Origin of the sequence: Acidilobus sp. 7A (assembly GCF_003431325.1) — an archaeon.
Taxonomy (GTDB): Archaea; Thermoproteota; Thermoprotei_A; order Sulfolobales; family Acidilobaceae; genus Acidilobus.
The window spans coordinates 1172543-1185205 of the sequence record NZ_CP010515.1; the positions used below are offsets into that span (position 1 = coordinate 1172543).

11 protein-coding genes are annotated in these 12663 nt (G+C 58.3%); 4 read left to right on the forward strand and 7 right to left on the reverse strand.

What is annotated here, in order from left to right:
- Positions 1-27: 27 nt before the first annotated feature.
- Positions 28-774, forward strand: a complete 747-nt coding sequence (locus SE86_RS05905) for a hypothetical protein (RefSeq protein ID WP_117354690.1) — start codon at positions 28-30, stop codon at positions 772-774.
- On the opposite strand, the gene SE86_RS05910 is transcribed toward SE86_RS05905, so the two are convergent.
- Positions 758-1687, reverse strand: a complete 930-nt coding sequence (locus SE86_RS05910) for a dihydrodipicolinate synthase family protein (RefSeq protein ID WP_158543145.1) — start codon at positions 1685-1687, stop codon at positions 758-760. The genes SE86_RS05905 and SE86_RS05910 overlap by 17 nt on opposite strands.
- Positions 1688-2044: 357 nt before the next feature.
- Here SE86_RS05910 and SE86_RS05915 point away from each other — a divergent pair, with 357 nt between their 5' ends.
- Positions 2045-3151, forward strand: a complete 1107-nt coding sequence (locus SE86_RS05915; RefSeq protein WP_211096524.1) for an MFS transporter — start codon at positions 2045-2047, stop codon at positions 3149-3151.
- On the opposite strand, the gene SE86_RS05920 is transcribed toward SE86_RS05915, so the two are convergent.
- The gene (locus SE86_RS05920; protein ID WP_117354693.1) at positions 3148-3873 is read right to left on the reverse strand and encodes a hypothetical protein; all 726 of its coding nucleotides are present in this window, start codon (positions 3871-3873) and stop codon (positions 3148-3150) included. The two genes, SE86_RS05915 and SE86_RS05920, sit on opposite strands and share 4 nt — an antisense overlap.
- Positions 3874-4053: 180 nt before the next feature.
- Positions 4054-4899: a geranylgeranylglycerol-phosphate geranylgeranyltransferase gene (locus SE86_RS05925; protein WP_117354694.1), complete on the reverse strand. Its 846-nt coding sequence runs from the start codon at positions 4897-4899 to the stop codon at positions 4054-4056.
- Between the two features lie 69 nt (positions 4900-4968).
- On the opposite strand from SE86_RS05925, the gene SE86_RS05930 reads away from it, so the two are divergent.
- The gene (locus SE86_RS05930) at positions 4969-5865 is read left to right on the forward strand and encodes a hypothetical protein (protein ID WP_148666789.1); all 897 of its coding nucleotides are present in this window, start codon (positions 4969-4971) and stop codon (positions 5863-5865) included.
- A 253-nt stretch (positions 5866-6118) separates the two neighbouring features.
- Here SE86_RS05930 and SE86_RS05935 read toward each other — a convergent pair whose 3' ends face one another.
- The 4 genes from SE86_RS05935 to SE86_RS05950 all read right to left on the reverse strand — a co-directional run bounded on the left by SE86_RS05935 (position 6119) and on the right by SE86_RS05950 (position 11625).
- Positions 6119-7537: an aldehyde dehydrogenase family protein gene (locus SE86_RS05935; protein WP_117354696.1), complete on the reverse strand. Its 1419-nt coding sequence runs from the start codon at positions 7535-7537 to the stop codon at positions 6119-6121.
- A gap of 10 nt (positions 7538-7547) precedes the next feature.
- A complete protein-coding gene (locus SE86_RS05940) occupies positions 7548-8069 on the reverse strand; it encodes a cob(I)yrinic acid a,c-diamide adenosyltransferase (protein WP_117354697.1) in 522 nt (173 codons plus the stop codon).
- Positions 8070-8220: 151 nt separating this feature from the next.
- The gene (locus tag SE86_RS05945; protein WP_117354698.1) at positions 8221-10386 is read right to left on the reverse strand and encodes a helicase HerA-like domain-containing protein; all 2166 of its coding nucleotides are present in this window, start codon (positions 10384-10386) and stop codon (positions 8221-8223) included.
- Positions 10387-11625, reverse strand: coding sequence for a DNA double-strand break repair nuclease NurA (locus tag SE86_RS05950; protein ID WP_117354699.1), 1239 nt, complete (start codon positions 11623-11625; stop codon positions 10387-10389).
- Positions 11626-11895: 270 nt separating this feature from the next.
- Between SE86_RS05950 and SE86_RS05955 the strand changes: the two genes are divergently transcribed.
- Entirely contained in the window at positions 11896-12567 is a 672-nt protein-coding gene (locus tag SE86_RS05955; RefSeq protein ID WP_117354700.1) for a glycosyltransferase, read from the forward strand.
- The last annotated feature ends 96 nt before the right edge of the window (positions 12568-12663 follow it).

Consider the following 12663-nt stretch of genomic DNA (forward strand, 5'->3'; position numbering starts at 1 on the left):
TGGCAGCACTGGCCTGGGTGCTCGCGCTTGGACAGGGCCGCCGTTGTGGAGGGCGTGGCCCTTGTAGTTGTAGGCGTTATAGCGTTGGGCCTCTACCTTGGGCTCGCCCTGACCCAGCTGACCATCTACTACCCCCTCCCTGGGTCCTTCCTTGAGGAGAACCCGACCTACGAGGCCCTCTTTTATAATGTGACCTCGCACCTCTACCAGAGCAACTCATCGGGCTGGGCTCTCATAATGGTCAGGTTCAACGAGACCTCCCCTCCACTGATTGTCATGGGTGTATTCGTCCTACGCACGGGCGGGTCCCCTGACGTGGCTTCAATCCTTCAGGGCCTCTCAGTGTCACCAGCGCCGTTTGAGGAGTCGTCCCAGCCGTTCGTGGTTAACAGCACAGACCTCTGGCAGCTGCCCCACAAGGTCATTTACCTTAACGGGAAGCTGTACGCGGCTGCGGTGCTCAACATAACCAACATAACAGCCTGCCCCTCGCCCGGTGTTGCCTGTCTTACGCCTCTCAGGGGCTCCCTGACGTCCTACTATGACCTGAGCAGCGGCAACCTCCTCCTCGCTAACCTGAGCTTCAGTTATGTCAACGGGACCCCCTACTCAGTGACCGTCTATAAGCTTTACAACGTCACTGTGCTGTATTACCACAGGGAGGCGCTCTCAATAGAGAGCCTGCCACTCCTCTACTTCAGCTACGGCGTCCTTGCCGTTGTCGCTGGCATAGGCATAGCCGTGGGCGCCGCCAGGATTATGAGCGCTGTTTAATTGCGGCCTCCGACTTCGCCTCGTTGAATATCTCCAGGGCTTTCTTAACCTCCTCATCGTTTAGAGGCCTGAGGGGCTCCCTCACGTACCTCTTCACTGGAGCTCCTATGGCCTCGAGCACAGCCTTAATTGTGGCAGGCGACTCGACGCCCTGGCCAGTCAGCCAGTAGAGCCTGCTGAGCTGGAGGACGGCTCTGTTCAGTCTGACGACGCCGTCCCAGTCCCTCGAGTTAAAAGCCCTGTAGAGGCCCACGTAGAGCTCCGGCGCTATGTTGCCAAGGCCTGGCACAACGCCGTCCCCGCCCACAAGGAGGGTTGGGAGGAACATGTAGTCAAGCCCTGTGAGTACTGTGAAGTCCTTCCTCACGGCCTTCACATCCCTTATGAGCTCCACTAAGTAGGAGAAGTCTGCATATGTGACCTTTGCAGCCATGACGTTGCTGAACTCCGAGGCAAGTCTAACGTAGGTGCTGACGGGCACCACTACGCCCGTGTTCAACGGGTTGTTATAAATTATCACTGGGACGTCAACGCTCTTAGCTACAGCTGAGAAGTGCCTGTAGGCTATCTCCTCAGAGGACCTGAAGAAGAACGGGGGCAACACCACAACCCCGTCAGCTCCGACGTTCACGAACTCCCTTGCCATCCTGACGGAGTCCTCAGTCCTAAGGGAGCTGACGCCCGGGAGGACCATAATGCTCGACGGCGTCGCGGCCACAGCGGCCTTCACTAGCCTAAGGGCCTCGTCGAACGTCACGTGCACGAACTCCCCTGTTGTCGAGTTCGGGAAGAGGCCGCTGACACCACCATCAACGAGCCTCTTCACGTGCCACTCAAACGCGTCATAGTCCACCTTTCCATCTGACGTGAATGGAGTTATCAGCGGTACTACGACGCCCTCAACCCTAGGCAAGCTCGCACCACATGCATAGACGTAGCCTGTCATTTTAAGGCTAAATAGGCACACGAGAGCTCAAGAACGCGCTTCTCAGGTGCCCAGGACGTAGCTCCTGTGGGGAGCGGCACGAGTGATCCATGTAACAAGAAAAGGCTCCTCAACCACCCAGGACCTTTCGTTCATCAGATGGCAGCATTTAAAACATAGCGGTTACACGAAGCGCGAAATGGCGCCTCCATGTTACCATGTCAGCTCTAAGGACCGCCTTAAAGGTCTTAAAGCTTCTAACCTCTTTTAACTGAGCACCGGTCAAGGCTCATGCAGCGAAGTGACTTGAAAGCACAATCCAATAACGACTTCAAGAGCCGCGGAGTGAGAAGGATATCGCTATACAACTTGATAAATGGAATGGCAAGCAGCGCCTACTCGCCTTATATATCGTTCATAGGGGCCCTGCTGGGACTTTCAGGTTACACGCTTGGCATAGTCTCAACCGCGGGCACCTTCTTTACAAACATGGCGCAGTACTTCTCGTCAGCCACTAAGAGCGACGCCAGGCGCCTCGTGCTTGAGGGCAACATCATTAAGGGCCTCGGCCTGGTGCTCATGGCCTTCTTCATGAACTACCACCTGTTATACACGGCACTCGTTGCCACGGTGATGGCAGGCTCAGGCATAAGCTCCATGGGGCTCTCGCTCCTCAGCGAGTACTACAGCAGGGGAAGCAGGAGCTTCCTGCTCTCACGCATGGCCTTCTACTCGTCCCTGGGGTCCCTCCCAGTTATAGTGGCCGGCGGGCTCTACATGGCAACTAACGTGGAGCTGGCCAAGTACATCTTTGTGGTGTCCGCCGTGGCCTCAACGCTCTCCACAGCCATAGTCTTTGACCTTCCCTATGATGAGCGGCCCAGGGAGAGGTCCCTTAGGCTCTCGGTCAAGGGCCTTGAGAAGTTCCTGGCGTTCAACTTCATTTATATGATAGCGTGGTCTTTCGCCTGGCCGCTGTTTCCCCTCGCGCAGGTGCACGTGTTCGGCATGACAACGGAGCAGGTGGCCATAATAAACGTCATAGCCACGACGTCAACGGTAGTGGTGCAGCGATTCATAGGGGGATTCATAGCGAGAAGGATGAAGACTTCCATGTTCATAGGGAGGCTCACTAACACCTTCTTTGCCCTGGCGTACGCCATCTCCCCCAACGTCTACGGCATCTACGCCTCCCAGCTTCTGGCGGGCCTCGCCAACTCAATAAATAACGTGGCCTACTTCTCCTACCTCGTTGACAAGGCTGAGGACAAGAGGGCGGCTATAGGGACCTACAGCGTTGTCATGGGCCTAGGGGCCATAATCGGAGGGGAGCTTGGCGGGTGGACTTTTGAGGCCCTCTACGCTAGTGATGGCTACAGCTGCCTGAGGAGCCTGATGCTCTACGTTGCCATTGCAAGAGCCGCTGCGGCCTCGCTCTTCCTGCTCCTCTAAAGGGCCGACCTGGCTTCCCTCAGGGCCCTGAGCTGCGACTCAAGGTCCCTCGGCGACGATATGATTACGCCGTCCACGCGCTCCCTCAGTGCAGAGACCGCCTCCTTCACCTCGTCAGGCATCACCAGCTCCTCCCTTGGAATAGAGCTCAGCAGCTCCGCGTTTGCCTTACTAAGCACCACCAGGTAGACGTACACTTTAGCGTTCCGCTGGTGCGCGGCCCTGGAGACGTCGCCAATTAGGGGGGAACGCCACGGCCTTGTCACAACATAGAAGTCCGCCCCCGAGGAGACCCTCTGGAGGACCTGCTGAACGGGCTTCGCGAGGCTGAGCAGGTGTCCAACCTTCACCTTCAACCCAAGGCCCCTTATAGTGGCTGCCACATCCTCCGGCGTCGCGGAGCATGGTGAACCTATCGAAGGCCTGTCGCCCCTGAGGAGAAGGAGCCTTGAGATGCCCAGGGACTCCATAGCCATGGCGACGTTCACGGCACCTAGGTGGGCCGTGTCAAGCAGCCTAAGGTGCGCAATTATATCAACATCATTCCTCATACTTGCCTTAAGCGCAGCCGAGACTACTGGCGATGAGGGCGACGGATACCCAAGCGGGGCATCTGGCACGTCAAGCGAGTCAGCCAGCTCAATGAGCCTTGAGGCTATTGATACGATCTTGTTAAATGACCTCTTCGGCGGCAGCTCTGCTATTAACTCGAAGTAGCCCAAAGCACCCTGCCTTGAACTAGCTTTCGCCAAGTGCTTTAAAGCCACCATAATTCAGCGTGTGAAGAGCCTGATGTTGCCGCTAAATGACCCTCTCACCGCCCTGGAGGGCGAGGCTTTCAGCTGTAAAAGGTCTAGCTTTAATGTCGTGTGATGCTACCGCAATACAATCACCTAGCAGCGCTAAAGGGCGCCTAGGGCAAAGCCTAGCAGCGCCAGCGGCACGGCATAAAGTATAGCGTCCTTGACTCCTAGGGCTATCTTCTTGCTGGGTGACGCGACGAGCCTTAGGGACTCATACATGAATATGAGGTCCACGAGAGCTATTGGGACGCTGTAGTAAAGCCTGTTAGCTATGCCTATAAGCGGTGGAACGAAGCTTACAGCTATAGCGGCTAAGATAAAGGCCACAGAGGCGAACGAAGCCCTCCTAACTCCCCAGCTCACCGCGAGGGTGCGCACGCCATGAAGCCTGTCGCCCTCAACGTCGGCCACGCCCTTCGCTATTTCCCTCCCTACCATGAAGAGGAATATCATGAGCGACTCCAGGGCCACCGCAGAGTTTATGCCGTCACTCATAACGGCCCCGTAAAGCATGGGGGACACGCCGGTAAACGCTACCATGGCGTTCCCGAGAAGGCCTAACTTTTTAGTGACAGTGTCGTATAAAACAGCGTCCACATACGATATAGCCGCCACTGCCAGCTCGGGTAGCCCCATGACAGCGGAGATCGCTAGGCCCAGGGCCGATATAATGGCGAACAAGGCCTTAGCCTCCCCAACGGTTACTCTGCCTGACGGTATGGGCCTCTGCGGCGCGTTCACCGCATCTATTCCTAAGTCCACTATGTCATTAAGCACCATCGCTGATGACGTGAGAAGGAACGCCACCAGGACCCCTCCAACTAAGTCGAGGGCTGGCGGCAGCCAGCCCCTTCCAGCAACGATGGCTCCGACTATCACTATAAGTCCCATCATGAGCCCGTTCAGAGGTCTCATCAGCTCTACTGCAGCTGTTATCTTAGCCAACAGGGGCCCTAGCTTGCATGGGACTCTCTGCTTATAAACTGTGAAGTGCTCATATCCTTAGGGGCAGCGTTGAGCGAGCTTGAATCCCAGATTGGCAGCCCTGCTGCAAGGATAAGGTACCCTGACGCCAAGCTCTTCAAGTCGATAGTTGACTCGCTTGCCGAGATAGTTGAGGAGGCCTCATTCACAATAACCAAGGACGGAGTCAAGGTAGTAGGCCTTGACCCTGCTAAGGTGGCTTATATAGAGGCCACGATACCTTATTCAAGCTTTCTCGAGTATGAATTATCCCAGGACTCTGTTGTCATGGGGGCTAACCTCTCACTGCTCTCAAGGGCCCTGGTAGAGACTAAGAAGGGCAACAGCGTTGAGTTCAGGGTGACACAGTCCCAAGTGCTCATAAAGGTCGAAGGCCAGGCCAAGAGGACCTACTTGTTACCTAACATAGAGGTCTCCCTTGAGATGCCCGAGATGAAGCTTGACCATGATGTAGACGTGAGAATAATGGCCGACCCGTTCAGGAGGGCTATTGAGGACGCCGGCGAGTTCAGCAACACTGTTGAGTTCGAGGCCACCGATACGTACTTTGCGGTCAGGGCTAGCGGGGGCAGGAGGGCTGAAGCCAAGTTCCTGAGCGGCTCCGGCTCGCTCATATCGCTGGAGGTCAAGAGCCCAGCGAGGGCGACCTACGACTACAGCTACCTTGACAAGGTACTCTCCCTGGCCAAGGTGGCCGAGCAGGTGGAGGTCATGTTTAAGACTGACAGCCCCGTGGAGCTGAGGTTCGACTCGGCGACCTTCTCGGTAAGGTACATATTGGCGCCATATGCTGCTGGCGCCGAGACTCCTGGGGAGGGCGGCGGGGGAAGGAGAGGGAGGGCGACGAGGAGAAAGGAGGCAGAGGAAAGCGAAGGGACAGAGTCTGAGGAGGGCGACGAGGAATCTGAGGAGTCGCCAGAGGGCTGAGCTTTTTTACATCAATAGAGATCCTTTACAGTATTATGCCCGCAACATGCTGGGTGGATAACCCTCGCCTGATGGGGCAATGCCCCCAAGGGCTAGGGGGATGGGGAGCCGTAGATGGAAGCCCAGCGGCGCGGGGCTTGACAGCCGCCCATGAGCCTACGCTGATCGCCTATGAGGCGCGGGCGAGGTGGGGTCCCTACGCCCGATCATGAATAAGCTTAAGATGGTTGAGGTGAGGGCGTGGGGCAAATGGTCAGAAGACGAGTAGGGCCCTCCTTGAGGCAGGCAGCTCAGGGCCCTCGCTGAAGTACCTCGCAGGGTCGCCCACAACGTGACACATTGCCTTAAGCAGCTCAAATGAGTCGTCCCTCCCCCATACCACGGCTCCAGTCCTTGACTTTGCCACAGAGTATGCCGTGCTGAGGCCGCCGTATACTATTACTGAGGTCGCGCTGTTCAGCATTGACACTGTCTGCACGACCTCGGAGCAGTCGTCGTACAGCGACACAGAGATTATAGGTGCCTCCACGTCGCCCCAGAGGATCTCAGCGCCCCGCGGCACTTCGCTCAGCACCACGGGGGACATGTAATTGCCCTCAGCTCTGGCCTCGCCCAGCGCCCTCGCACCCCTTGACGTTGCATCGCTCACAAGCTTAGCCGCCCTGTCCACAAGCCCCCTCGTCCTAAGGGGTCCAACGTCCTTACCCTCAAGAGGGTCACCCACGCTGAGCTGGGAGATGTAGTCCTGCATGGAGTCCACCAGGTCCTCCCCAAGGCCCCTTAGGGCCAGGACCCACCTGACCGACCCACAGGCCTGACCAGCGTTAGAGACCGCCGACTCTACTACCTTCTTTGCAAGGCCTTCCACGTCCTTAGGCTCAGCGCAGAGAAGCAGCGCCGCCCTGCCGGAGCAGTTAGCTATAACGTTGCTGAAGCTCCTCCTGAGGGACCTGTACGTGAACTCCCTGCCGAAGAGCACCACCGAGGCCACCTCCTCAGCCGGCAGGGTCCCATAGGAGCTCGTGTTTATCATTGAGAGGAAGTCGCCGAGGTCCGTCTCCCTCAGCGCCGAGAGGGCGGCTGCCACTGAGGCTGAGGCCTGCCACGGGGGTTTGACCACGGCCGGCATGCCGTTGGCCAGGAGCGTCGAGGCCCCAGCTATTGAGCCAAAGAAGGGGGATGTGAAGGGGGGCAGGACGAGCCCTACGCCCTCCCTGACTATAACTTGAGCTGAGGTCCACTCGCCACTTAGATCAAAGTGAGGCCTGCCAGTGGTAGTGGTGCCCCTGGAGCTCAGGAGCTCCTGCGCCTGAGAGATAAACGACTGAGAGGCCTCCACCTCCTCCCTGGCGTCTGGCAGCCTCTTCCCAGTCTCGGCCGATATTATCTTAGCTATGACGTCCTTGTAATCATCTATAGTGTCTGAAGCCTCGGCCAGCACCTCAAGCCTGTCAGAGGGCGACATCAGGGAGAGGGCGTCGTACCTTAGGTCAAAGGCCGCCTCAAGGTCCTGCGTAATTACAACGTAGTACCTGTGGCCCAGCGGCGTCTCAACCCAGACCTTCCTGCCCTGGTCCCTTGACATGCCAGCTATCACGTTCTTTATGCCGCGCCCGTCCTCCGTAACTAAGGCGTCATCAATGGACCTCAGGAGGTCAACTACAAGGCTCAAGCTTAACACCTCAGACAGGCTCCTCCGGGTACCCCATAGCTTTGGCCACGTATACAGCCATAGCAAATAGTGCGCTGCTGAGCCTATTAACTACCTTAAGCGCCTGCGGGTCAACTTTGTACTCCCTTGAGGCCCTCACCATTATCCTCTCGGCCCTCCTCATAACAGTCCTTGCCACGTGCAGGGCCGCGGCTGGCACAGGCCCTGAAGGCAGGACGAAGTTCTTCAGTGGATGCCTGCCGTAGTAGCTGTCAGCCATGTCCTCCAGCTTTCTTAGATCGTCGTCAGTGATGGACCTGATGCCAGAGACTGTGTAGCCTACCCTGAAGATGAGCCTCTGAAGGTACTCCAGGTCTGAGAGGACGTCACCCATGTAGCTTGGCACTAGCGAGCGCGCCAGCCCAACGAAGCTGTTGGCCTCATCAAGGGCCCCCAGGAGCTCTATCAGCACGTGATCCTTTGGAACCCTCTCCTTTAGCAGGCTGCAGTAAGTGGTTCCGTCGTCACCAGTCCTTGTGAATACGTGAGACAACCCATTGCACCGGCTGCAAAGGAAGGCCAGGACTAATATAAGTGCGCAGCTAACCAGAGCCTAGGGCTGCTAGTTAAAAGATATTCATTTCAATTCCCTTGACGATAAAAGGATCGTTGCACTACAACGCGGGAACCTTAGGCCCTGGCGCTCACGCCGAGATATCATAGTGCATCGTGAGCGGGGTGGTGGTCGCCGCAAAGACATAGCCCTCCCTGAAGACATAGCTTACCACGGCCATGTACCTGTCCTGAAGCCTCGGCAGGTAGTGCCTCACCTCCTGCGGCAGCGAGAGCGCCTCGACCTGGGACTCCTCGCTCCTCAGGAGTATCTTTGTGTTGGCCAGCTGGATCACTATGCTGTTCAGGTCCTTCGGGCTGTGTGTACTGAAGACGAGCCCTATGCCCCTTGACCTGCCCAGCCTGGCGACCTTTGATATCATCGCTGAGATGGCGCTAACCTCCTCCACCTCCTCCTTCGACCTGCCCTCGCTTGGGAAGAACTGGTGGGCCTCGTCTATGAATATCACTACCTCAGGCGAGTCCCTCTCCCTCCTCCTCCAGGCCTCGTGCTTCCAGGCTATGAGCCTGTCAAGCATCCTGTAGGCTAGCACCCTGAGCGCCTCAGGGCCGCCCTGGGAGCCCTCAAGGCCCTTCCTAAGGTCAAGGACCACCGGCACCCTAGCGCCGTTGGCCTCCTTCACTATGGCCTCCCAGCTGGGCTCCTCCAGGACCTCAAGGCCCCTGTCTGTCTCAACAAGTATGTCAACAAACCCCGTGTCCAGGAGCGATGAGACCCTCCTGAACAGGGCCTCGAGGGTGCTCCTGTGGGGCATCATTTGAACAATCGTGCCTGAGGTGAACTCTATTGCATCGGCGAGGCCGACCTCTAGGGTTCCCCCTGAGTCGCTGCGACCTATGAGCCTCTTGCTCGTCAGGTACTTCGTGTCAGCGACTGTCTTGCCAAACAGCTTTCTCCTCAGCTCCCCCTTGTAAATGGCCACGTAGCTGCCAACAAGCTCCAGGGCCATATTAATTGCCTGCTCGTCCCCGTTGGCTGCGCCCTTCCTGAGCTTTGTAAGGGCGTTGAGCAGCGCCGCCTGCACAACTTCAAGCGGAGGGTTGAAGCCGAACTCGGCCCTGAACCTCCTCCTTATTGAGCTGAGCGCGCCCCTGGCTAACTCGCTGAGGCCAGGCATAAGGCTTGAGAGCGAGTCAGCGCCGCTCCTGGTGGTGTCTATAAAGTATGGCACGAGGTCCAGCCTGAAGGGCAGGTCTTGTGCCTCAAAGTAGCTCAGGCCTGTCTCAGGTGAGACTATGTGTTTAAACGCGCCGCCTGCGTCCCCGCCCAGGAGGGGCGCTATCACGTCAGCCACGTAATCCCTGCCTATCTCCTTCATGGCGTCATTGAATGCCTGCCCCTCCCTGGAGGCCCTGGTCTCCATTGTGGCCTGGGCCGTGACTGGGAGCACCACCATAACCCCGGCTGGAGGCGAGACGCCGGAGTAGACGCCGGAGTATATCTCCCTCGGCTCCGGCTCCCTCTGGGGGCCCATGGGGAGCTGAACAAAGTCGTCGTTAAGGTCTGCCACTATCGCAGTGAAGCCAGGCCCCTGTTGGCTGTAGGCCGAGGCTATCATGTTCTTGAGAAGGGTTGTCTTGCCAGCGCCGGTTGTGCCTATTATAAGCACGTGGTGAAGGAACGCCTGAAGCGGGAGCTTAACTGGGATCCTGCCGCCCTCTATCAGGCCTCCGGGCGTCGCCAGGCTGCCCAGAGTTACCCCCTCAGCCGGGAGCGCCAGGAGCTCCCTCAGCGTCTGGGGGGACGGCACTACGACGGGGGCCTGGGGCTCTATGCTCTTTATTGCGGGCCTCGGGGCGCCGTCGCTGTCCCCCTTCTCAAGGATGAGTTCGCCCTCTATCACGGTGTCCGTCATAAGGCCCCTGGGCTCAACAGCGTTGACTATGGGGCTCACGGGGGGCTGGAGGCCCATTATGGCAAGCTCGTCCCTCCTGTTGATGGCTGTAACCCTCACCAGGACGAGCCTGAGGTCCTTGGGGTCAACTATGATGAGGTAGTCACCTACCCTCTGGAACGGCGCCTCCGTCTCGCCGTAGTACGTGGACGGGTCCACGATGAACTCTATTCTTGAGCCCTCCCCCACCTTCACCTCGCCGAACCTGGAGACCCTCCCAACGACCTTGCCCACGGCCTTCGCCTTATCGTAGGCGGCCGTCAGCATGCGGTCAAGCTTGTCCACCTCGCTCTCTATCGACTTCAGCCTCTCGCCAAGCTGAAGCTGGCCCCCGTCGGTCACTCACTCCTCCCCCTCCTCAAGGAGCCCCCTGAGCTCCACCTCGCTCTCATAGCCTATCCTGCCGCCCAGCCCCATTACTTCTTTGGCAAGCAGGGCTCTTAAGGAGGACGTGAGGGCCTTAGCCCTCCTGTCGCTCATGGAGACGCTCACAGGCTCAAGGCTCTCCCTGGCTATGGAGTCTGCGAGGAAGGCCTGGAGCGGGTCAACCCCCACGTCCTCGAGCATGCGCAGCGTCTCCTCAGTGTACTCAAGCCTGTAGACCCTTGACCTGACCCCGGGCCTCTGCCAGGCGCTTGGAGTCATCACCACGTACTCCACGACCTTATTGATGCCGTCGCCGCCCCTCGCCATTATCTTAGGCGTCACGTAGACTCTGCCCGGCTCCTCAGCTATGCACGAGGACGCGAGCCTCTGCAGTATCATTGAGTCCGTCTCGCTGGAGCCGTCGACGCCGCAGCCATCAAGGAGCCTCAGGTAGCCGGGCGAGGAGGAGAGCAGGGAGCTCCTCTCGACCCTCTTCACCACGCCTATGACCGGGAAGCCCAAGGACTCAAGGCCCCTCAGGGCCTCGTACCTCTGCACCATAAGGCTCCCAACCCCCTTGCCCTGGCTTATGAATATGGGACCGTCAAGCATGACCACGGGCCTCCTGCCCAGCTCGGCGAAGGCCTTTGCTATCTCCTGCGCCGGGGCCTCCATGGCCCACCTCTCAAGCGAGAGCCTGGCGTAGTTAGCGAGCTGCGATATGAGGGCCTGTGAGATGTCCTGGGGGGCCGCTGGTACCAGGGCGACGCCCTCCTCCTCGGGGAGCTCGAGGGGGCCGTGGGGTATGACGTAGATGAACGGGGGAGGCGAGGCGCCGCACTCAAGGGGGCTGTAGAGCGAGGGGTAGTCGCAGAGCTCCACGGGCCCCGGGCCTGATATTGAGAGCGCCGAGATGACGACGTCAGCGTATGGGGTAGCAAGGAGCCTTGTGCTGGTGTCGATGCCTATGTGAACAAGCTGCCTCAGCGACCTGGGCAGGCCGCGGGGGAAGCCCGGGACAAGCCTTGGAAGGAGGGGCCTTGAGGCCCCCTCGAACAGCTCCACGGGCCCCCTGTCCTCGTCCCCTGACGCCTCCAGTATGTCTGAGAGCCTGAGCGACCTGCCCCTGGCTCCCTGCCTTGACGCCTTCCCTGGGTTCATGAGCCCCCTCGCGAGTTTGCCAACAACCTCAGCCGCGGCTGTCGTGGTGCTCATCGACGAAGCCCTTTTCTACAGTATTAGCGTTACGGTAATACCTTATAAAGGGACCCGTGGCCGGATCCGGCAAACCCCAGGCGGAGCTTGGAATAAAGTAATACCATGCCCAGCCCGCACTCAAGGTATGCTCTGCCGCGGCCGCACTGGCAACTGTATAATTGTTGCAGGCGGCGCCTCAGCGTCAATGGCAGCTCTCAGAGGTAATCAAAGAGCTAGAATACCATAAAATGTTAAACAACGCCTGTAAAGCGCCTGGCGCGGGGGAGGATGATCTCAGTAGTCACGGCCTCCTACAACGAGGCTGAGAACGTCCCGAGGCTTGCTGAGAGGCTCAGGGCCGCCCTGGGAGGGCTTGAGCACGAGCTAATCCTAGTTGACGACAGCTCCCCCGATGGGACTGCGGATGTGGCATCCAGGTACTTCGACAGGGTTATAGTGATGGATCATGCTGGGCAGACCGCCTGCCTGCTTGAGGGCATAAGGAGCTCGAGGGGCGACCTCGTCGTCACCATAGACGCTGACCTAGAGAACCCTCCAGAGCTTGTCCCCCTCATGTTGCAGACGGCCAAAGCGATGGGGTGTGACGTCCTCGTCGCCTCAAGGACCGTGCTTCCGAGGCCTCTCGAAATCGTGGCGTCGTCAACCCTTGGAAGGCTGCTGGGGGTGTCTGACCTCTTCTCCAACTTCAGGGTCTACAGGAAGTCCCTCCTGGCTGACTACGCTCTTAAGCTTGGGGAGACCTTCGGGTGCGAGCTCCTGGCAGCCTCAAGGCTTAGGGGGGCCAGGGTCTGTGATGTACTGTACAGGCCTCCTCCGAGGAGGCGAAACCCCAGGATTGGAGGGGCTCTCAGGGCTAACGCCAGGGCCGCAATGGCATGGCTTAAGTGCATGTACTTTTACCTTGGCCTCTCAGCGGCAAAGGGCCTGGTCTATACATAATATAATAAAGTCGCGTTATATTAAGTAATACCCTTTCGGTGGGATAAAAGCTCTTGTAAAGAACTGCCTCATAAACCATTACAATCCATATCATAA

Coding starts and splice junctions, on each gene's coding strand:
- SE86_RS05950 (WP_117354699.1), bottom strand. CDS start 11,625: ATGAGCACCACGACAGCCGCGGCTGAGGTTGTTGGCAAACTCGCGAGG.
- SE86_RS05955 (WP_117354700.1), top strand. CDS start 11,896: ATGATCTCAGTAGTCACGGCCTCCTACAACGAGGCTGAGAACGTCCCG.